Annotated in this window: 18 protein-coding genes and 1 pseudogene; 6 read left to right on the forward strand and 13 right to left on the reverse strand. The window is 70.6% G+C overall.

Features of this window, described 5'->3' with window-relative positions; genetic code table 11:
• The 4 genes and pseudogenes from CR470_RS22825 to CR470_RS40695 form a co-directional block, all read right to left on the reverse strand.
• Positions 1-200 (reverse strand): annotated as a pseudogene (locus CR470_RS22825) (galactokinase); the annotation flags it as partial.
• Positions 197-691 (reverse strand): NUDIX domain-containing protein, encoded by a 495-nt coding sequence (locus tag CR470_RS22830; RefSeq protein ID WP_097869418.1) that lies wholly within the window; start codon positions 689-691, stop codon positions 197-199. The pseudogene CR470_RS22825 and the gene CR470_RS22830, both read right to left, overlap by 4 nt.
• A gap of 112 nt (positions 692-803) precedes the next feature.
• Positions 804-1760: an NAD-dependent epimerase/dehydratase family protein gene (locus CR470_RS22835; RefSeq protein ID WP_257138882.1), complete on the reverse strand. Its 957-nt coding sequence runs from the start codon at positions 1758-1760 to the stop codon at positions 804-806.
• Positions 1757-1888, reverse strand: coding sequence for a hypothetical protein (locus CR470_RS40695; RefSeq protein ID WP_257138883.1), 132 nt, complete (start codon positions 1886-1888; stop codon positions 1757-1759). The genes CR470_RS22835 and CR470_RS40695 overlap by 4 nt, the downstream gene beginning before the upstream one ends.
• 325 nt (positions 1889-2213) lie before the next feature.
• On the opposite strand from CR470_RS40695, the gene CR470_RS22840 reads away from it, so the two are divergent.
• Entirely contained in the window at positions 2214-3761 is a 1548-nt protein-coding gene (locus tag CR470_RS22840; protein WP_097869419.1) for an NAD(P)-dependent oxidoreductase, read from the forward strand.
• Between the two features lie 79 nt (positions 3762-3840).
• Here CR470_RS22840 and CR470_RS22845 read toward each other — a convergent pair whose 3' ends face one another.
• Positions 3841-5394 (reverse strand): peptidoglycan DD-metalloendopeptidase family protein, encoded by a 1554-nt coding sequence (locus tag CR470_RS22845; protein WP_097869420.1) that lies wholly within the window; start codon positions 5392-5394, stop codon positions 3841-3843.
• Between the two features lie 16 nt (positions 5395-5410).
• Positions 5411-6397 (reverse strand): alpha/beta hydrolase, encoded by a 987-nt coding sequence (locus CR470_RS22850; protein ID WP_097869421.1) that lies wholly within the window; start codon positions 6395-6397, stop codon positions 5411-5413.
• A gap of 389 nt (positions 6398-6786) precedes the next feature.
• Between CR470_RS22850 and CR470_RS22855 the strand changes: the two genes are divergently transcribed.
• The gene (locus tag CR470_RS22855; protein WP_257138880.1) at positions 6787-8388 is read left to right on the forward strand and encodes a hypothetical protein; all 1602 of its coding nucleotides are present in this window, start codon (positions 6787-6789) and stop codon (positions 8386-8388) included.
• A 27-nt stretch (positions 8389-8415) separates the two neighbouring features.
• Here CR470_RS22855 and CR470_RS22860 read toward each other — a convergent pair whose 3' ends face one another.
• From CR470_RS22860 to CR470_RS22870, 3 genes are all read right to left on the reverse strand, one after another.
• Entirely contained in the window at positions 8416-9186 is a 771-nt protein-coding gene (locus tag CR470_RS22860; protein WP_097869422.1) for a hypothetical protein, read from the reverse strand.
• Positions 9170-10399, reverse strand: coding sequence for a hypothetical protein (locus tag CR470_RS22865; RefSeq protein ID WP_097869423.1), 1230 nt, complete (start codon positions 10397-10399; stop codon positions 9170-9172). The genes CR470_RS22860 and CR470_RS22865 overlap by 17 nt, the downstream gene beginning before the upstream one ends.
• 75 nt (positions 10400-10474) lie before the next feature.
• Positions 10475-10876, reverse strand: coding sequence for a MerR family transcriptional regulator (locus CR470_RS22870; protein ID WP_179892349.1), 402 nt, complete (start codon positions 10874-10876; stop codon positions 10475-10477).
• Between the two features lie 446 nt (positions 10877-11322).
• Here CR470_RS22870 and CR470_RS22875 point away from each other — a divergent pair, with 446 nt between their 5' ends.
• Positions 11323-12813: a SulP family inorganic anion transporter gene (locus CR470_RS22875; protein ID WP_097869424.1), complete on the forward strand. Its 1491-nt coding sequence runs from the start codon at positions 11323-11325 to the stop codon at positions 12811-12813.
• Between the two features lie 163 nt (positions 12814-12976).
• Positions 12977-13732, forward strand: coding sequence for an alpha/beta fold hydrolase (locus tag CR470_RS22880; RefSeq protein WP_097869425.1), 756 nt, complete (start codon positions 12977-12979; stop codon positions 13730-13732).
• A gap of 80 nt (positions 13733-13812) precedes the next feature.
• On the opposite strand, the gene CR470_RS22885 is transcribed toward CR470_RS22880, so the two are convergent.
• The 4 genes from CR470_RS22885 to CR470_RS22900 form a co-directional block, all read right to left on the reverse strand.
• Positions 13813-15246: an MFS transporter gene (locus CR470_RS22885; RefSeq protein ID WP_097869426.1), complete on the reverse strand. Its 1434-nt coding sequence runs from the start codon at positions 15244-15246 to the stop codon at positions 13813-13815.
• Between the two features lie 147 nt (positions 15247-15393).
• Positions 15394-16671, reverse strand: coding sequence for an MFS transporter (locus CR470_RS22890; protein ID WP_097869427.1), 1278 nt, complete (start codon positions 16669-16671; stop codon positions 15394-15396).
• Between the two features lie 81 nt (positions 16672-16752).
• Positions 16753-17283, reverse strand: a complete 531-nt coding sequence (locus CR470_RS22895; protein ID WP_097869428.1) for a carboxymuconolactone decarboxylase family protein — start codon at positions 17281-17283, stop codon at positions 16753-16755.
• A 149-nt stretch (positions 17284-17432) separates the two neighbouring features.
• Complete coding sequence (locus CR470_RS22900) at positions 17433-18266, reverse strand: hypothetical protein (RefSeq protein WP_097869429.1); 834 nt, start codon at positions 18264-18266, stop codon at positions 17433-17435.
• A gap of 271 nt (positions 18267-18537) precedes the next feature.
• Between CR470_RS22900 and CR470_RS22905 the strand changes: the two genes are divergently transcribed.
• Positions 18538-19440, forward strand: a complete 903-nt coding sequence (locus tag CR470_RS22905; RefSeq protein WP_097869430.1) for an oxygenase MpaB family protein — start codon at positions 18538-18540, stop codon at positions 19438-19440.
• Between the two features lie 91 nt (positions 19441-19531).
• On the forward strand, positions 19532-20494 hold a 963-nt coding region (locus CR470_RS22910; protein ID WP_257138881.1), incomplete at its 3' end, for a serine/threonine-protein kinase.

Here is a 20494-nt window from a genome sequence, read left to right on the forward strand (position 1 = left end):
TCACGAAGGAACGCCCACACCTCCCGCGGCCAGCCGTCCGCCGCCTCGTCCTCCGGCGCGGGACCGGGACCCGCCTCCACGGTCGTCATCAGGTCGAGCGCGAGGCTGACCGAGCGGCCTCCGCCGAGCCAGTCCAGGTCCTCGCCGGACAGGCAGGCCCGGCACGGCACCGTCGCTCGTATCGCGTGAATGGCGTTCATCGGGCCTGGAACCTCCCCTCCGCGCGGAAACTCTCGTACATGGACAGCACCACCGCCGTCGGCGGGTGCAGTGGCTGGAGCGGGGCGTCGAGCGGCTGGAACCGGGCCTGCCGCACCTCGTCGGCCCCGGGCGCCAGCGCTCCCGACCAGCGTCGGGTGACGAAGCAGAGGGCGAAGCAGTGGGTCACGTCGCCGTTCGGGTAGGTCAGGGTGTGCACGCGTGGATCGGAGAGCGACCCGAACGCCACCAGGTCCTCCCTGTCCACCCGCAGACCGGTCTCCTCGGCGACCTCTCGCACGGCCGCGTCGGCGAAGTCGCCGCCCTCCTCGCACGCGCCGGCCGGGAGCTCCCAGAGCCCGTTGTCCGCCCGCTGCTGGAACAGCCCCCGGCCTTCGGCGTCGAGCAGCAGCACCTGAGCACCGGGCACCAGCAGGGTTCTTGAGCCGACCTTCTGACGCAACGACCAGATGTAGGAACCGATGTAACTCATTCTCGTACGCGTCCTCTTCGTCGTCCCGCGCGTCCCGCGCGTCCCGCGCGTCCCGCGCGTCCCGCGCGTCCCGCGCGTCCCGCGCGTCGCGGGCCCCTCGGTGCGCAGCGTGTCACTCCTCACCGGCCGGGTCGGCGAGCCAGCCGGGCATGGCCTCCGGCGTGGCGAGCAGCCACCGCACATACCGGTCCACGCCCTCCCGGACCTCGATGCCCGCCTGCCAGCGCAGCAGTTCGCGGGACAGCTCGGTCGACGCGTAGCCGCCCAAGGGGTCACCCTCCGGGCGCGGGGTGGTGATCTGCCGTGCGCCGGGGAAGTACGGGGCGATCAGGTCGGCGACCTCGCGTACCGATGTGGGCCTGCCCGTGCCCACGTTGACGGTCTGCCCGGCCATCTGTTCCTCGATCAGGGCGAGCGCGGTGGCCTCGGCGACGTCGTCGACGTGGATGAGGTCGCGGACCTGGTTCCCCCCTCCGTTGAGCCGCATGGGCCGGCCGAGGCGCGCCTGGAGAGAGAGCCAGGGCACCATCCAGGAATGGCTGCCCGGCTTGGGGATCTGGGGCTCGCCGTACACGGAGAAGTAGCGCACCACCGCGTACTCAGTGCCGCTGGAGCCGCCGAGCATCAGCCGCGTCTGGTGCTCGGCCCAGAGCTTCGCGTTGGCGTACACCGACACCGGGTGGAGCGGCTGATCCTCGTGAAACACCTGCGGCCCCTCGACGGAGGGCACACCGTCCCCGTACACGGAGGCCGAGGAGACCATCACCAGTCGGCGGACCGGGTGCCTGGCCACCTGCTCCAGGACGACCTGCGTCCCCTCCACATTGGCCCGGAAGGCGATGTCGGGGCGGCGGGTGCAGGCCGCCACGTCCGCGTAGGCGGCCGCGTGGACCACGAAGTCGGCCTCCCGCAGCAGCCGGCCCATGGTGTCGGCGTCGCGCACGTCGCCGACGACGAGCCGGGCTCCACTGCGCGCCACCCCGAAGGTCTCGTGCCCGGACTCGGGGTAGGCGTCCATACGGTCCAGGACGGTGACGACCGCGCCCGCTCCGTGCAGCAGCGCCGTCAGCCTGCTGCCGACGAGGCCGCCCCACCGGTCACGACGACGCGGGCATCGCGGAGTTTGCCGAGCCGGGACCGGACGGTCTCCTCCGTGGCCTCGGTGGTGGTGGCGGTCGAGCGGGGTGACGCGGGCATGAAAGCCCCTTTCGGGCATCGGGGGAGAGGCGTGCCGACCGGTCGGGGGTCCCAGGAGGCCAGGCAAGCATCCACGGGCACGTCACCCGTCTGCCAGAGGGCCATTTCGGCACTCTTGCGGGCTGCCGACACCCTCCGTACTGTCCGGATCCGGTTGCCGGGCAAGGGTTCCGGACGGACGCCCTACGGGGGCCGGCGGATCCGGATCGAGGGAGGACGTATGGCACGTCAACGACTCAGCGCGGTGGTCATGACACATCCCAGGCGCCGTGCGGCAGCCGAGGAGCTGGCCCTGAGCGCACCTGCCGGATTACTGAGGGTCGTCATGGACCCCGACCCCACCGGCACCCCCTCCGTCCTGCGCACCGCGCTCACCGCGTGGTCGGCGATCGAGGACGGGGCCACGCATCAACTGGTGGTACAGGACGACATGAGGTTGTCCGAATCCTTCTTCGAGCGGGTCCGGGGCGCGATCGAGGAGCGTCCCGACGCGGCGCTCGCCCTGTTCGCGCTCTGGGACTCCCGCAACGGGGCGGCCGTGCGGTTCGGCACGCTGGCGGGCGCCCGCTGGGTCGGCGCCGTCAACGAGTACTTCCCGTGCGTGGCCATCGTACTGCCGCGCCCGGTCGCCGAAGGCTTCGTCACGTACGGCAGAGAACGACTCGGCGGCTGGCCCGACGACATCCTGATGCACCGCTACCTGCGGGCCGAGGGAGTACCACGCTACGTCGCCGTACCCAACCTCACGGAGCACGAGGACCGCGGCTCGATCTCCGGCAACGCCTTCCGCGGCCCGCGCCGCTCGGTCTGCTTCCTGCCGGGCGACCGCGCAGGAGAGGAAGGGCGGGCCCTCGACGGCCTGACGGTGCTCCCGTTCTTCAAGTACGGTGCCGCACGCTGCGCGGTCCGGGTCCCGGGCCCGGGTCCCGAACGCTGGCTGCACCTGGACGCGGAGCAGTACCTCCAAGGGGTGGGACTACCGGCCGCTCTCCTGCGCCCGCCGGGCCACCACCTGATCGAGCCGGACGTCCGGGGCACCTGGCTCACGGCCCTCACCATGGGGTTCGAGGCGGCCCGCGCCGGACTGCCCGAGCCGCCCGCGACATCGGCGGCGTACGCGGAAGCGGTCGCGACGATCGGCCCCGGCGGCATCAGCAACACCAGCACGGAGGAGCACATCGCGGAGCGCCGCGCACCGCTGGCCGAGGTGGCGCGACGGGCGCTCCTGGCCGGGCGCGAGGCCGCTTCCGAGCACCGCCCACGTGCTCGACGGCAGGGCGGCCCGGTCTGGCGCGGGGCGGCGACCCCGCTCGGTGAACACCTCGTACGCAGGCTGGCCGACCGAGGCGTGCGGTCCGACGCCGTGATCGACCTGACGCGACTCCACTCCGCCGAAGCGCGGGTGACCGTCCGTCCGCGGAACGACCCCACCCCGTACACCTTGGACGTCGGCGAGGTCTACGGCCCGGGCTGCTCGCACCGCACCCCGATCGGCCGCATGGTGTGGGACGCGCTGCGCAGCCGCCCCGTCACGGTCGAGGGCGACCCCGACGCCGAAGTCCACCCCGTCTACGTCCACGACCTCGCCGACGCGATCGAGGCCGTCCTGCGCACCCGACCGGCCCGGCGGAACCTGGTGGTCACGCCCGAGAAGCCCTGCACGGCCCTGGAGTTGGCCGGGGCCGTGCACGACTCCGTGCGCCCCGTACCGGTACAGGAGGTGCCGGACGGCGCATCGCGGTGGCGCATCCCGGTCGCCGCCCCTCGGGTTCCCGGCTGGACGCCCGAGACGGCGATGGGCCGGGGGCTGCACGCCTTCGCCCAGTGGCTCGCCTACGAGGGCATCCTGCTCGACTCGGCTGACGCCCTTTGACGGTCCGCTCCTCGCGCCGTCGGCGGGCCGACGCGAGAGCGTGCGCGGAGGCGAGAAGGTTCCGGAGGAACGTTGGGCGTCAGCCGATCGCGGGTCCCGCGGTGTCCTTGAGCCAGCCCCACGGGGACCAGGTGGAGAAGCCGGTCTGCCAGCGGTGGTAGACCCCGGTGGGATTGGTCCCGAAGACCTCGATCCGGCCGTCGGCGTTGGCCACGGCGGTGATCTCCGTGCCACCGGTGCCGAAGCACTCCCACGGGCCGTAGGAGGCGTTCACACCGGTCTGCCACATGTGCTGGGCCTCGCCGCCGTCGAGAGCGAACACCTCGACCCGCCCGTCCGCGGTGCGCTGACTCGTCAGCTGCGCGTTCGCGAGGCCACCGGTCTCCTGCCAGCCGGACCAGCTGGTGGGGCTGGTCTGGTACCGGTGGAAGACGCCGACGGGCCCGGAGGCGAACACTTCGAGCCGGCCGTCCAGGTTGTGGTCGACGGTCAGGTCATGACCACCGATTCCGAAGTCCTCCCAGGAGGACCAGCCACCGTTCACGGATGTCTGGTACAGGTGCTGGAAGACCTCACCGTTGAGGGCGAACACCTCAAGCCGGCCGTCCGGCGCCTTGGCCAGCTCGATACGGCTCTGCCCCGGGCCGCCGCCGGTCCCCTCCCAGCCCGACCAGCCGCTGTCGGGGGCCGTCTGGAACCGGTGGAACACGTCCTCGGGGCCGGAGGCGAAGACCTCCAGTCGCCCGTCGCCCTGGGAGCCCACGGCGATGTCACGGCCACCTTCACCGAAGTTCTCCCAGCCCGACCAGCCACCGGAGGGCTGGTTCTGGTAGCGGTGCTGGAGGATCCGGCCGTTGATCGCGAACACCTCGAGCCGGCCGTCGGCGTTCGGCCCGATCGCCAGTTCCGCTCCCTCGGGCCCGGCGGTGAACTCCCACGCCGACCAAGCGCCGTTGACGTTCTCCTGCCAGGCATGGTGCACACCGTCGGCCCCGGCCGCGAACACCTCGAGACGCCCGTCCGCCGACCGCGCCGACACCACACGACCCGTCTCCGCCGGATACACCAGGGGGGCGGGACCAGGCCGGCTGCCGGGTATACAGGGCATGACGATGCCACGTTCCGCCAGATAGGGAATCGGGTCGACACGCACGGACGCGCCCGCGTTCCCCCAGACCCGAAGGTGGAGATGAGGCCCGCTGGACTGGCCCTCGCTGCCCATCAGCGCGATCCGCTGCCCGGCGCTCACGCGGTCGCCCACCTGGACGTCCCGCTGGTACATGTGGCCGTACTCGGTGATCGTGCCGTCGGGGTGCAGAACGCGGATCCACTGCCCGTAGCCGGGTTCGAATCCCGAGATGGTCACCTCGCCGTCACCGACGGCGTGGATCGGGGTGCCGTAGTCGTTGGCGACGTCGATGCCGTTGTGCTCCCAGCTGTAGTGCTGCGAGATGTAGCCGGCGGCCGGGCAGGCGGCGGCGTAGCCGGAGGCCCGGGCCGGGACCGGGGAGGAAGCGGCCCCGGCCGGTGAGGCGACGGCGAGCCCCGGCGCCAGGATCACGGACAGCGCGAGAAGAAGCCCGAGCACCCGCCCGGGCAGTCGCCCGGACAGGCCTCGGGGAAGGACGGACATCACGCGGGACTCCCCGTCACGCCTTGCGCAGGCGGTCGATGACGCCGTTGATGTCGCGCTCCAGCAGATGCGGGCGGACCCAGTGGCCGCCGTCCACCTCATGCGGCTCGTAGGGGATGCCCGCCCGGTCGAGGTGCCACTTGAACTCCCGCTGGGTGGCGAGCACCATGGTCTCGTTGGCGTACCCCTGGATGTCCTGGGGGCTGGTGCCGGCGACCAGGAAGACCCGCTTGTTGCGGTAGCTCTCCACGCGCTCGCACGGGTTGTCCGCGCTGACCCGGGCCTGGTCCCAGAAGGGCACGCCATAGATGCTTCCGCCGCCCAGTTCCACGGCGGCGGAGGAGGCGTTGGCCCAGTGGGTCACCAGATCGCCATTGCCCCCGCGCAGGTTGGCCGGGCCGGAGTGGGCGCTGACCGAGGCGAAGTGTCCGTAGTACTTGGCCGCGTACTTCAGGGCGCCGAAGCCCCCCATGGAGAACCCGGAGACGGCACGGCCGTCGTACTCCGCGTAGGTGCGGAAGTTGGCGTCGATCCACGGGATCAGCTGAGCTATGTGGAAGTGCTCCCAGTTCCGGGCGCCCACGTTGGTGCTCACCGGGTTGGAGTACCAACCGGCGCGCCCGCCGTCGGGCATCACGACGATGAGGTTCTTCCAGGCGGTCAGGCCCCGGATGTTGTGATGGGCGTCGAAGGTGATGAAGTCCTCCAGGCCACCGTGGAGCAGGTAGAGAACGGGGTAGCGGCGGCCGCTGGTGTGGTAGCCGTCGGGCAGCAGAACGTTGACGGCCGGGGTCCAGCCGCCGATGGCGGAGGTCTGGAACCGGTAGTACCACATCCGGTGATCCTGCTCGCCGCGTTCCGTGATGCGCAGGCCGAAGCCGTCGCCGACCGCCGAGGCGGGCGACGCCGAGGCGAGAACGCCGCCGGCTCCCAGGGCCGCCGCGGCGGTGAGCCCGCCGGCGGACTTGAGGATGCTTCTGCGGGTGGGATTCTGCGCGGTCAAGGTGGCCTCCTGTGGGCGAGCTGGCTGGGGGCCCGGCTGCCGTCCCAGCGGCACCGGCGGTTTGGAAGCTAGCGGCCCCCGTCCGGGAGGAGTATCCGGAACCTTACGGGCTGACAAGACCGGCTCGTGTCCTCTAGACCGGCGGGCGTGAAGGTGTGACGGGCTGACGGGCTGACGGGCTGACGGGCTGACGGGCTGAGCGTCGCGAGCTTTAGCCGGAGGGGCCGCGGGCGTCCATCCGTAACTCTCCGGATCCCCGGGCCGTCTCCCTCTCGGCTACGTTTCAGCGCGACCGCGCCGTGACCCGTCGCGACAGGGGCGCGACCCAGCGTGATCACGATCCCCTCTTCCCGTAGGTGCCTCGTACCGCTACCGACCAGGAGCCCGTCGTGAGCGCACACCGTCCCTCCCGCAGAAAGCTACTCAGAGCCGTCGGTGGAATGTCGGCCGCGATGTCCCTCGCGGGCGCGAACGTCCTCGTGACGGGATCCGGGGCCGGTGCCGCCGGAAGCGGCATCGGTCCTCGCTCCGCCCAGCGCGTCCAGTCGGACGTGGGCGGCCCGATCACCCGCGACGAGATCCTTCTCCGTGCCCAGCACTGGGTGGATCTGAGCGTCTACTACAACCAGGACGACTCCCACCCGGACCTGGAAGGCAGGCACTACCGCACCGACTGCTCGGGTTTCGTCTCCATGGCACTGCACTTGTCCTGGTCCCCCAGCACGGTGACCCTGCCCGAATTCCTGGACCTCATCGCCTGGGAGGACCTGAAGCCCGGTGACGCCGTCGGCACGCTCGGGCCGGGAACCGGCGGCGACGCGGGGCATGTCGTGCTGTTCGCCGGCTGGGCGAATCACGAGCACACGCGCTTCTTCACCATGGAGGAGAGGGGCGGGGTGGGGTCCGTCAGATATGAGCGACCGATCAACTACACCACGAGCGGGGGCCTGTTCACCGCACGTCCGTACCGCTACAAGAGAGTTGCCGAGGCTCCCTCTCGCCGAGCCGTCAGCCCGGCTGAGACGGGCCGTGTGGTGTCGGCACGGTCGGCGGACGGCCGGCTGGAGACCTTCGCGGCCGGAGCTGACGGGGTGTACCACGCGTGGCAGACCGAGGTGAACGGAGGCTGGTCGGCCTGGCGGCCGCTCGGCGGTCCGCGGAACGCGCAGATGGCGATCGTGCCCAACGCCGACGGTCGGCTGGAGCTGCTGGCGATCAACGGCGACATGGCCCAGCACCTCTATCAGACGAGTCCGTCCAGGGACTGGTCCGGCTGGCAGGGATTCGGCACCGGTGGCCGGTATATCGCCGCCGGAACGAATGCCGACGGCCGCATCGAGGTCTTCGCTTCCGGACCGAAGGGCGTGTACCACCGGTACCAGTCCGCGCCGAACGGCCGCTGGTCGAACTGGGAATTCACCGGTGGTGGCCCCGTCGACGCCCGTCTGGAAATGGAGAAGTCCCCCGACGGGCGCCTTGAGGTATTCGCCCTCAACGGCACGGTTCTCGAGCACCAATACCAGCTCGCCCCCAACGGCGGCTGGTCCGCATGGGAACATTTCGGAGAGGGGGGTCATGATCTGACGGTGGACCACAATGCCGACGGGCGTCTTGAGGTGTTCGCCTCCGGACCGGAGGGAATTTTCCACCGATACCAGGAAAGTCCGGCCACCTGGTCGGGCTGGGTGGGAACCGGCGGCCCGGCCGACTCGAAGCTCACCAGCGAACGCACCGCCGACGGCCGGGTGGAGGTCTTCGCGATCAGCGATGAGATCGCCGTCCACGCCTGGCAGACCGGGATCAACGCCCCCTTCAGTGACTGGGCCGCCCTCGGCACCGGTGGCACGGACATCACCGCCGCCACCAACGCCGACGGCCGCATCGAGGTCTTCGGGACCAGTCATGCGGGCGTCTACCACACCTGGCAGACCGGCTTCTCCGACTGGGCCCGGTGGGCGTGGCTCAACGGCTCCGGCCCGGCGATCAACTGACTACCCGCGCGGTTCAGGACCGAGGCATCAGACGGGTGGCATCAGATCGTTCTCGCTGACGGTGTACGTCAGGAGGGGGTAGCTGAAGTCCGCTTCCTTGTTCTCACGGCGTCGCAGCCGGTAGAACTCGCTCCTCTGCTCGTCGTCGGCCGGCATGAGGCGCGCACCCTGCGGGAGGTGAGCCTGCCCGTCGCGGTACCGGACGAGGGTCTTCGACGTTCGAAACGTCACGCCCAGCCAGGGGTTGTCAGCCGTCCGGGACGCGTTCTCCAGCACGATCTTGTGCCTGAGCCGTCTGTTCGCGTCGACGGAGAACGCGACGACACTGTTGTGGGTCAGAGGGATCTCGAACTTCTCGTCACCGGAGTCCTTCGATGCGAAGATCAGCTTCCTCGGCGGGGCCGCTCCGGGGTGCTGATAGCAGGAGAAGACAGCGATGAACGACGCGTCGGCCAGATCGAGAGCCTGGTCGGAATGGCTGCCCATTTTCGTGTAGGCGTTCGTGTAGCTCTCGATGAGAGCGTTGTTGAAGCCGACCGAAAGCGCCGCACGCTCTTGGATGTGTCGCGCCAGCCGTTCGTGCACGGCCCGGAAGCGTTGCGTCGGGCTGGTGTACCGCGTGGTCGTGCGTACGAGCGGCACACCACCCGCCTCGTCCGGCTTGGTGAGCACGGCGCCTCGCCGACCCTTTCCCACCTCCTCCAGACGCGTCGACGTGGACAGCTCCGCGAACAGATTCGCCTCGGTCGGCAGAGCGAACGTGAGGATCTCGTCCGAGAGCCTAGATTCGGGGGGCAAGATAGTCTCCCGTGTTCATGCTGAAGCGAAAGTCGTCGCCGTAGTCGATGAAGGACGACGTTCTGTTCTCCTCGGCGTACAGCTTGCGCAGATCGTCCATGCCGGCCGCTGTGGGGGGTTCCAGCTTCACCAGGTCTCCGGCCGCGTCGAGGAACGTGTGGCCGTTCTTGTGCACGGCTTCGGTGCTCGAACAGCGCACCACATACCCCAGGCGGGTCGGGAGCATCGCGGCGTCCAGCATCGAGGGCCGGATTTCGTGCGTGTAGAGGCGGTTGGTGGACAGCGGCATGAAGAACACGGAGCCGGGATAAAGGGTCACGCCGAACTGGGAAGGGAGGGCGACCCCGTCGAGCTCTCCGGTCGGATCCTTGAGACGGAAGCGCAGTCCGGTCAGCCCGCTGGTGCCTTTCACGCCGTGGTCGAAGGCGTCATCGGTCAGGGGGCGCAGATGGTCGAGCCGGTCATAGAAAGTACAGAAGGCCATGACGCCGTTGACGGGCATGTCCTTGGTCTTGTCGGCATGGGCCGAGATCTTGGCCTTGGACTGCTTGCGCTCGGCCGTGGCAAGGGTGTTGTGGTAGATCTGGGCCAGGACGTGATTCAGCGGCGCCTGGCCTCGGAAGACGGTGGCTGCCTCGCGGTTCAGGGCCTCGACGACGCGCGTGTCGGTCGGGCGGAAGTTCTCGGTCGGCCCCGAGAGGTTCGTGGAGCACCGGAGCAGGCGGAAACGCAGTTCGTCACCGTTTCGTGTGACGGGCGTCAGATAGATTCCGCTGCGATGCGCTGTGCCGGGCTTGGTGGACTCCGTCAGGGACTGGAACGTGTGCTCCGCACGGATGCGGGCGAAGTGGTCGGCGTCGCGTTCGAAGAAGCGGCGGTAATACACGCCGACACCGTGTACGCGGATGGGGACGCGGCCGAGGCCGATGAGGGCCCAGCGCTCGTCGATCTCCTCGTGGTAGCCGTGTGACAGCTCCCGGACAACGAACACCCTTGCCGCGGAGTGCAGTCGGCGGCTGCTGATCGCGGATATGTCACCGCACAGGTAGACGGTCCTCTGCGTGAGGTCGGACGAACCCGAAGCGAGATCCTCGGGGGTGATGACGGAGCCGAAGAAGTCCTTGATCGCGTCAGCGCCCTGCGACATCGAAGGGGCGACCAAGATGTTGCTCGTATCCTCGATGCGGGCTTCTGTCAGCTCTGTGGTGTGCATCAACCGGTACCTGCCCTCTCCGCGGAACTTGATGGTCTGCTCAGAACCGGGGGTATGACAACGGTCCGTCCTCTTCTATAGGGCGTCGCCGTCCGTGCGGGCGCGGAGGGTGGCTTCGAAGTCCTCGGCCCGAGCGAGCTGGACCCGGAGCTTTTCGACCTGCTCGGCGGCGGCCTGCTGATAGGCGCGCACCCGGGCCAGCAGTTCCTCGCGCTTGCCGGCGTCGAGCTGGTCGTTCCCGTCGAGCCGGTCCGTGGCATCGAGCAGCTCGCGCATCTGGTCCAGGGTGAAGCCGAGCGGCTTCATCCTCCGGATGACCATGAGGCGGGCGACGTCGGTCTCGGTGTAGAGGCGGAAGCCGCCCTGGGACCGGGCGGAGGGGGCGACCAGGCCGGTCTCCTCGTAATGGCGGATGGTGCGCAGGGAGAGCTCGGTCCGTGCGGCGACCTCGCCGATCTGCATGTGCTTGCCGTCCACGCCCGTGCCTCTGGCCTCTCTCGTTCCCGGAACGTTCCCGGAATCCCCGCCGGTGCCGTCCCCGGGGCGGATGCCCCTCCGTCGATCTCTACCCTAACGTTAGGGTAGAGTTGCCGGAGGCGAGGCCGTGTTCCGCTGCCCGTGTTGCCGTGTCGGGGCCGATGAAGCCTCCGGCGAAGTTCCGATTGTCGCAGGAGAAGAGCGTGCGCGAGCCCATGATGCCCGGCGCCGCCCTCTGCCCGCCGTGACGCCTTACCCCCGGACGTGACTCCGGCCGCGCCGAAGCGCGGTTCCGTGTCCGTCCCCACACCGGTCTTCCGGCTCCGCGCTCACGGAGCCGTCCGCGGGGGCCGCCCGGCGCCCCGTCACACCTCCGCGCACTCGCTCGTTGACCGAGCGCGCCCGAGCAGGACAGGTCCTTCTCCTTGTCTTCCGCCTACTCCGCTGTGTCCCCGGCCGCCCGCCTGCGCGGCCTGAAGCCCGACTGGCTGTCCGATCCGAAGGTCTGGCGTACCGAGGTGCTGGCGGGACTGGTCGTCGCGCTCGCGCTGATCCCCGAAGCGATCTCGTTCTCGATCATCGCCGGAGTCGATCCCGCGGTCGGTCTGTTCGCCTCCTTCACCATGGCCGTGGTGATCTCCGTCGTCGGCGGGCGCCGGGCCATGATCTCCGCGGCCACCGGCGCCGTCGCCCTGGTGATCGCGCCGCTGAACCGTGACCACGGCCTCGGCTACCTCATCGCGGCCGTCATCCTCGCGGGCGTCTTCCAGATCGTCCTGGGGGCGCTGGGTGTGGCGAAACTGATGCGGTTCATTCCGAGGTCGGTGATGGTCGGCTTCGTCAACTCCCTGGCCATCCTGATCTTCATGGCCCAGATTCCCGAGATGACCGACGTGCCCTGGCCCGTGTACCCCCTGATCATCGGCGGTCTGGCGCTCATGGTGTTCTTCCCGAAGATCACCACGGTGGTCCCGGCCCCGCTCGTCTCCATCGTCATCCTCACCGTGATCACCGTCGGCGCCGCCATCGCGGTGCCGACCGTCGGTGACCGGGGCGCCCTGCCGTCCTCGCTGCCGGTGCCGGGCCTGCCCGACGTGCCGTTCACCCTCGACACGCTGACGACGATCGCCCCCTACGCGTTCGCGATGGCACTGGTCGGCCTGATGGAATCGCTGATGACCGCGAAGCTGGTCGACGACATCACCGACACCCACTCGAACAAGACCCGTGAATCCCTCGGGCAGGGCATCGCCAATATCGTCACCGGCTTCTTCGGCGGCATGGGCGGCTGCGCGATGATCGGCCAGACCATGATCAACGTAAAGGTGTCGGGCGCCCGCACCCGCCTCTCCACGTTCCTGGCGGGCGCGTTCCTGATGGTGCTGTGCATCGTCTTCGGCCCGGTCGTCTCCGACATCCCCATGGCCGCGCTGGTGGCCGTCATGGTCATGGTCTCCTTCGCGACCTTCGACTGGCACTCCATCGCGCCCAAGACCCTGGAGCGGATGCCCGTCGGCGAGATCGCCGTCATGGTGATCACCGTCGCCTGCGTCGTGATCACGCACAACCTCGCCGTAGGCGTGGTCGTCGGCTCCGTCACGGCCATGGTCATCTTCGCCCGGCGCGTCGCCCACCTCGCCGAAGTCACGGCCGTCACCGACCCCGACCGCACCACGGTCGTCTACCGGGTCACCGGCGAGCTCTTCTTCGCCTCCTCCAACGACCTCGTCGGCCGGTTCGACTACGCGAACGACCCCGACCGCGTCATCATCGACCTGAGTTCGGCCCACATCTGGGACGCGTCCTCCGTCGCCGCCCTCGACGCCATCGAGACCAAGTACGCCCAGCGCGGCAAAACCGTGGAGATCACCGGCCTCAACGACCCGAGCGCGCACCTCCACGAACGGCTCACCGGAGAACTGGCCGCCGGCCACTGAGCCGACCCCGCGGGAACCGGCCGTCGGCGAGCGCGCGGCCGGACTCCACCGCGCAGTCGGTGGCGTTCCCCGTCGAACCGGTTCGCGATCCCGGCGGGGGGAAGGGATCCGGAGCGCGCGTCGCCCCGCGCGCCCGATCGTCCGCGACCCGGGAGGACCCGATATGAGCATGCCGCACCGTCTGATCGGTTCCGGCGACCACCGAGTGCTGGTGCTCCACGACTGGTTCGGGACCAGCTCCGGCTGGGGCCCCTTCCTGGACTGCCTGGACGGCGACGCCTTCAGTTACGCCTTCCTCGACTACCGGGGCTACGGCGATCGCGCAACCGTCCCCGGGGCGTACACGCTCGCCGAGATCGCCGACGACGCCCTCGCTCTGGCCGGCGAACTCGGCTGGGAGACCTTCTCCCTCATCGGCCATTCCATGGGCGGCAAGGCGGCCCAGCAGGTGCTCGCCCAGGCTCCGCGGAGGGTTCGCAAGCTGGTCGGCCTGGCCCCCGTTCCCGCCGGTGTCTATCCGCTGGACCGCGACGGAGAGGCGCTGTTCTACGGTGCCGCGCAGGACCGCGACAAGCGACGGTCCATCGTGGACCTGGTCACCGGACGACGCGCGCCCCGGGTATGGCTCGACCTGATGGTCGACCGCTCGCTGGAGTGGTCGACCCGCGAGGCGTTCGGCGGTTACGTGCGGGACTGGGTCACGGCGGACCTCACGGAACGGATCGCCGGCAACCCCGTCCCGGTCAAGGTCATCGTCGGCGAGCACGATCTCGCCCTGACGGCCGACGCCATGCGCGCCACGTGGCTCAGCCACTATCCGAACGCCGAACTGGAGGAGATCGCCAACAGCGGCCACTACCCCATGTACGAGACTCCTCTGGCCCTGGCGGCCAGCGTCGAGACGTTCCTGCGCGCCTGAGCCCGACCGTCCCGAGCCCGACCACCCCGCAGGGGCCGGCCCGCCCGGGCCGGCCCCTGCGTGTGTCGGACAGCACCCGCCTAGGCGGGCTGCTTCTCGTTGGGGGCGGCATCCTGCGAGGGGGCCCCGCGCAGGGTGAGCAGTGACGCGACCGCGCCGACGGCGGCGAGGGCCGCCGCGCCGATGAAGGCGGCGGAGAACCCGTTGGTGAGCGCTTCGGGGTTGCCGAGTTCGCGGGCGCCGTACGCCGCGGAAACGGCCGTCATCGCGGCCAGTCCGAGAGCGGAGCCGACCTGGTAGCTGGTGTTGACGATGCCGGAGGCGAGGCCGCCCTCCTCGGGGCGCGCACTGGACAGTGCGGTGCCGAGGGAGGGAATGAACGCCAGCGACATGCCGGCCGCGGCCAGCAGGGAGGCGGGCAGGACGTCGATCCAGAAGGTGCCGTCCGCCCGGGCGAACGACAGCCACAGCATGCCTGCCGCGAGGGCCAGCAGGCCGGTGACGATCAGCGGCTTGCTCCCGAAGCGGGCCATCAGACGGGGCGCCAGGACGATCATCATGATCATGATGGCGACCGTCATGGGCAGCAGGGCCGCGCCCGAGGCGAACGCGCCCAGCCCCAGGACCTGCTGGAGGTACAGGTTGAGGAAGAACCACATGGGGATCCACGCGGCGGCCATCAGCAGCTGTGCGATGTTCGCTCCGGCCAGGTTGGGGGCCCGCCAGATACCCAGCCGCATCAGCGGCTCGCGGCGCTTCGACTGGATGGCGACGAACGCGGCGATCAGCGCCAGGCCGGCCAGCAGGACGAGCCAGGTCTCGGCCGAGCCCCAGCCGGTTTCGGGGGCGCGGACGATGGCGTAGACGGCGGTGGCCAGTCCCACGGTGACGGTGGCGGCTCCGGCGAAGTCGACGGATCCGCGGCGGACGGGGGAGGAGGGCATGACCGCAGGGGTGACGGCCAGCACGACCAGGGCGATCGGGATGTTGATGTAGAACACCCAGGGCCAGCTGGCGTACTCGGTGATCACGCCGCCGAGGAAGACGCCGGCGGTGCCGCCCGCCGGAGCCGCCGCGCCGTACAGGGCCAGCGCCTTGGTCAGCTCCTTGGGGCGGGAGCCGAAGAGCATCATCAGCAGCGTCAGAGCGGCCGGGGCGATCAGCGCGGCGCCGACGCCCTGCAGGGCGCGCCCGGTCAGTTCGACCCAGACCTCGGAGGCGAGGCCGGCGACCAGGGATCCCGTGGCCATCACCGTCCAGCCGGCGACGAAGATCCGCTTGGCGCCGAACAGGTCGGAGAGCCGTCCGCCGAGCAGGAGGAGCCCGCCGAAAGCGACGACGTAGGCGTTGAACACCCAGGACAGGCCCTCGGGGGAGAAGCCCAGGTCCACCTGCATCTTGGGGAGTGCCACGCCAATGATGGACGTGTCCATGATGACCGTGAACTGGGCCAGGGCTATGAGGACGAGCGCTGTCCAGCGGGCTGGACCGGGAGGGGCGGATGGAGTTGACATAACTGTCTCCTATACGGGAGGGGGGTATCTCGCTACGAGTGAGCAATATACCCCCTAGGGGTATGGCGAGCTGTGATCGGGGCTGCGGTCGGGCCGGTCGGGGACTTCTGCACGGGGCTGCCGGGCCGCGTCGGTCGTCAGCGCGCCCTACGCGGCCTTGGACAGGGTTGACCGGTCCGCGGCGGAGCGCCCGGCCCCGATGGGTGCCACGGGCCCGGTCGCGGCTCCTCGCCCGTCGTGGCGCGGCCACAGGAGGAGAGCGCCGATCGCGCCCGCCCCGGCGAGCGCCGCGAGGGTGGACCAGGCGGCGGCGAAGCCGGCGTCGCTGCCGAGCCATCCGGCGATGGGGTAGGTGATCAGCCAGGCGAGGTGCGACAGGGAGAACTGGGCCGCGAAGACCCCGGGGACCGCGTTCGGTTCGACCGAGGCGCGCAGGACCTTGCCGGTCGGGGTGATGACCAGCGCCATGCCGATGCCGATCAGGGCCCAGACGATCGCCGTACCGGTCCAGGTGGTCAGGCCGGCCGCGACGAGTGTCACCGCGGCGGCCGTGCCGCCGACGAGGACTCCGGCTCCGGTCACCATGACCGTCCGGGCGGTGACCCGGTCGAGTACCCGGGGCAGCGCGAGGGCGGCCAGAAGGGTCCCGCTGCCGGAGGCGGCGAGCATCCACGCGACGGCCGACTGCGAGCCCCCGAGCTCGTCGCGGACGTAGTTGACGGTGCTGACGACGACGATCGACCCCGCCGCCGCGACCGCGAGATTGAGCGCCATGATGCCGCGCAGTCGCGGTGTCCGGAGGAAGGTCCTGATCCCTGCCGTCGCCTTGTCCCACGCCCGGGTGTGGGCGCTGGGGCGGGCTTCGGGGATGCGCGTCGACAGCACGAGCAGGGCGGAGAGGAGGAAGCCGGCGGAGGTGCCCAGGAACAGCCGGTCGAAGCTCAGGAACGCCAGGGCGACCGCTGCCAGTACGGGGGAGAGGAGGCTTTCCATGGTCGAGGCGACCTGCGAGGCGGACAGGGCACGTACGTAGTCGGACTCCTCGGTGACGATGTCGGGGATGACGGCCTGGAACGTCGGGGTGAACGCCGCGGACGCGGCCTGGAGCAGACCGACCAGCAGGTAGATGTGCCAGACCTCCGTGACGAACGGCAGGGCCAGGACCACCACGGCGCGCACCGCGTCGAGGAGGGTCAGGAGGGTTCTTCTGGGGAAGCGGTCGACGTACGCGGCGGCGATCGGCGCTATGGCCACGTACATGACCATCTTGACGGTCAGGGCGGTGCCGAGGACCGCGCCGGCGCCCGGACCGGCGAGGTCGTAGGCGAGCAGCCCGAGTGCCACGGTGGCCAGTCCGGTGCCGAAGAGGGCGATGATCTGGGCGCTGAACAGACGGCGGTAGTCGCGGTTGGCGAACAGGCGCATGGCGTGTTCCTTCCGGGTCCGTGCGGCGGGGCGCGGCCTCGCGCCGGAGGCCGCGCCCCGCGGAGGGAGGCGGGGATGTCTCTACGCATCGGCGCCGCTCTCCGGGGTGAGGCCGGCGAGCAGGTTGAAGGCACCGGTGAGGACGTTGAGTGCGACGACGCCGACGACGTCGGCCATCGCACGGTCGCTGTATCCGTGCTCGCGCAACGCGATGACCTGCGCGTCGGTGATCGACGTCGGCTCGCGGTGGACCTGGAGGGCGAGGGCGATGATCGCCGCGATCCCGGGGTCGTCCGAGGTGCCCGCGCGGGCACGCTCGATCTCCCCCTCGTCCACTCCCGTCCTGCGGGCGGCGCCGACATGCGCGTCGAGACAGAGCCGGCAGCCCTGCCGGGTCTGGACGGCGATCGAGATCCGTTCGCTGATCCCGCGGTCGAGCTCGGCTCGCCCCATGGCCCGGCTGAGTTGCAGATAGCCGCCCAGAACGGCGGGCGAGTGGGCCATCGTGGAGACCATGTCCCCGACCTCGCCGTGCCGGGAGACGAGCTCGGCCAGGAGGTCGCGCGACGCGCCGACCGCCGTGTCGGGGGTGAGTCGGGACAGGCGCGGCATGGTGGTCCTTCCGACGGGAGGCTGTGCTGGAGGGTGGCGGGGCGCTCGACGGATCGGGCGCCCCTCGGCCGGGCCGTGCGGGACGGTGGCCGGCCGATGACGTGCCTGCGGTCGTCAGTGGTCAGCGGTATGAGGTGTGCGGTGTGCGCTCAGTGGTGCGCGTGGCCGCCGTGGTGGCCCGCGTGCTCGGACGCGGCCGCCCGGGGTGCCGCGTCCGGGCCGGGAGCGGTCGCGGCGGTCCGCACCGTGAACTCGGCCGTCCGGACGACACCGTCGTGCTGGAAGTCCAGGTAGAGGCGGTAGACGCCGCCCGAAGGAGCTGCGGCCATGAAAGTGATACGGGGCCCCGGCTCGGTGACGCCGTCACCGGGTTCGCCCTCCGGGTGGACGTGGAGGTAGCCCAGGTCGCCGACCCGTAGCGCCACCAGGTGCCCGTACGCGCCCAGGTAGGGCTGCAGATCGGTGACCGGCCGGCCGTTCCGGCTGACGGTGAGCGTCAGGTCGCTCGCCGTGCCGGGCAGGAGTTCCCCGTCGAGGGTGACGGCGTACTCGCCGACGTGAGCGCTGCGCGAGCCCTGGGAAATCGGCCGCGGGTCGTACGGCCCGGCGACCGAGGCGTCGATGCCCAGCGTCATGGTCCCGCCGTGGCCGGCCGGGTGGATGTCGGCGAAGAACCTCCAGTCTCCCGGTTCCAGCGTCAGGTCGACGCTCCAGGTGCCCTTCCCGTCCATCACCGGGTGCACGTGCTGGAACCCGGTCGTGTCGCGCCGGACGGCGATGAAGTGCAGTTTCTTCTCGTGCTCGGGCGTGAACTCGGTCACCGGCCGCCCGTCGGGACCGGTCACCCTGAAGGTGACCGTCCGTGCCCCGGCCGGAAAGATCGTCGAGTCGAGTTCGAGGGTGTACCCGCCCTCGGAGACCGACAGCCCGCCGGGTCGGGCGCCGCCGTGGCCGGTCATGTCGTGGCCGGAATTGCTGTTCATCGTGACTCCATCTGTGTGATGTGCCTTCGGGTGCTTTCCGTCCTGGGGACACCCACCATAACAACATACCCCCAGGGGGTATTCCAGGGGCGTGCCGAGTATGGCGCCATACGGTCCATGAGCTGCTCGGCCACCGTGAGCCGGCCCCGATCGGGGCGGACCCACCCTGCCGGGAACACCCCTTCCCGGCGTACCATCGGTCCGGGTCCTGGTCCCGATCCGTACGCGTACCGGCACCCCCCGTGCACCGCCGAGCCGGAGGTACCCGCGGATGAACGACGCCCCTCCCGGACGACCCGACCCCGGGCTCTTCGGGCCCCGGTCGGTCACCTGGCAGATGCACGGCGACCCGATGATGTGGATCGCGGGAATCCGTGCCCTCTACCTCCAGGCACTCCACCCGCGCGCCGTGCGGGGAGTCACCCAGAACTCCGATTTCCGCCGGGACGCCTGGGGCCGGCTCATGCGTACGGCGTCCTTCGTCGGCACCATCACCTACGGCACCACCGAAGCCGCCGAACAGGCGGGCGCCCGGGTCCGCCGGATCCACCGCGTCATCGAGGCCACCGACCCGGCCACCGGGGAGACATACGGCGTCGACGAACCGGAACTGCTGCTCTGGGTGCACTGCGCCGAGGTCGACTCCTACCTCCAGGTCCAGCGCCGCTCCGGCTTCTCCCTCACCGACGCCCAGGCCGACCGGTACGTCGACGAACACCGCACCGGCGCCCGCCTCGTCGGCCTCGACCCGGCCGGGGTGCCCGCCACCACCGCCGAACTCGCCGCCTACTTCGACCGCGTACGCCCCGAGCTCGCCGCCGGGGCCGAGGCCGCCGACATCGACGCCTTCCTCCGCCGCCCGCCCGTGCGCCCCTGGCTCGTTCCGGCGCGCACCCTGGTGTGGCGGCGGGTGGCGGCGCTCGCCTACCAGTCCCTGCCCCCGTACGCCCACGAGCTGTACGGCAGGCCGGCCCCGCCGACGGCCACCGTCGACCGGCGGCTGCGCGCCACCGGCGCCGTTCTGCGCGCGATCCCGGACCGGCTGCGCTGGCAGCTGCCGCCCGGCCACATTCTCGGGGCGATGGCCCGGCTGGGGGCCGACAGCCGCCCCGCCGCGTACAAACTCCGCGGACCGGCCGCCATACTGGACGGGCCGGGGAGGGCACAGCGCTAGGTCTTGCCGTCGAACTGCCGTCTGCCGGGCGACGGCGGCAGTTCGACGACAGGACCAACCAGCGGGGAACAACGGGGGCGGGAAGCGGCAGATGGCGGACACCAGGCTGATCCAGAGCCGGTACCGACTGCTCGAACTGATCGGGCGCGGCGGCATGGGCGAGGTGTGGCGCGCCCGCGACGAGTCGCTGGGCCGTCAGGTCGCCGTCAAATGCCTCAAACCCATGGGCCCCCAGCACGACCAGGCGTTCACCCGCGTCCTGCGCGAACGCTTCCGGCGCGAGGCCCGGGTGGCGGCCTCCCTCCAGCACCGGGGCGTCACCGTCGTGCACGACTTCGGCGAGCACGAGGGCGTGCTCTACCTCGTCATGGAGCTGCTCGACGGGCACAACCTGAGCCAGCTGCTGGAGGAGAACCAGCAGCACCCGCTGCCCGTCGACCACGTCGTCGACATCGCGGAGCAGGTCGCCGACGCCCTCGGCTACACCCACCGGCAGGGCATCGTCCACCGCGACCTCAAGCCCGCCAACATCATGCGGCTGACCGACGGCACGGTGAAGATCTGCGACTTCGGCATAGCGCGCCTCGGCCACGACATCGGCATGACCTCCCGCCTCACCACCACCGGCCTCGCCATGGGCACCCCGCACTACATGTCGCCCGAGCAGATCAGCGGCAAGGAGGTCGACCACCGCAGCGACCTCTACTCGCTGGGCTGCGTCCTGTACGAAATCGCCACCGGGGTGCCGCCCTTCGACCAGGACGACGCCTGGGCCGTACTCGTCGGACACCGTGACACCCCGCCGGAACCGCTGCGCACCCACCGCGCCGACCTGCCCGGCTTCTTCGACCGCGTCGTCCTCGACCTGCTCGCCAAGGCCCCCGAGGAGCGGCCCGCCGACGCGGGCGACCTGCGCCGCCGCATCGTCCTCGGGCGGACCGGTGAACAGCCCGCGCTCGGACCGGGGCCCCTCGCCCTGTCCGGCGCCGGTCGGCCGCCGGCCACGCGCGAGCGGGCCCTGCCCGCCTGGACCCGGTCCATGACCGCCGGACAC

It is taken from the genome of Streptomyces sp. rh34, from assembly GCF_002551245.1.
In the GTDB taxonomy this organism is placed as follows: Bacteria; Actinomycetota; Actinomycetes; order Streptomycetales; family Streptomycetaceae; genus Streptomyces.

Bases quoted from the DNA above. Each gene is read 5' to 3' on its own strand.
- CR470_RS22895 (WP_097869428.1), bottom strand. From the start codon at position 17,283: ATGCCGCGCCTGTCCCGACTCACCCCCGACACGGCGGTCGGCGCGTCG.
- CR470_RS22905 (WP_097869430.1), top strand. From the start codon at position 18,538: ATGAACGACGCCCCTCCCGGACGACCCGACCCCGGGCTCTTCGGGCCC.
- CR470_RS22900 (WP_097869429.1), bottom strand. From the start codon at position 18,266: ATGAACAGCAATTCCGGCCACGACATGACCGGCCACGGCGGCGCCCGA.
- CR470_RS22830 (WP_097869418.1), bottom strand. From the start codon at position 691: ATGAGTTACATCGGTTCCTACATCTGGTCGTTGCGTCAGAAGGTCGGC.
- CR470_RS22885 (WP_097869426.1), bottom strand. From the start codon at position 15,246: ATGTCAACTCCATCCGCCCCTCCCGGTCCAGCCCGCTGGACAGCGCTC.
- CR470_RS22845 (WP_097869420.1), bottom strand. From the start codon at position 5,394: ATGTCCGTCCTTCCCCGAGGCCTGTCCGGGCGACTGCCCGGGCGGGTG.
- CR470_RS22865 (WP_097869423.1), bottom strand. From the start codon at position 10,399: ATGCACACCACAGAGCTGACAGAAGCCCGCATCGAGGATACGAGCAAC.
- CR470_RS22890 (WP_097869427.1), bottom strand. From the start codon at position 16,671: ATGCGCCTGTTCGCCAACCGCGACTACCGCCGTCTGTTCAGCGCCCAG.
- CR470_RS22880 (WP_097869425.1), top strand. From the start codon at position 12,977: ATGAGCATGCCGCACCGTCTGATCGGTTCCGGCGACCACCGAGTGCTG.
- CR470_RS22840 (WP_097869419.1), top strand. From the start codon at position 2,214: ATGGACCCCGACCCCACCGGCACCCCCTCCGTCCTGCGCACCGCGCTC.
- CR470_RS40695 (WP_257138883.1), bottom strand. From the start codon at position 1,888: ATGCCCGCGTCACCCCGCTCGACCGCCACCACCACCGAGGCCACGGAG.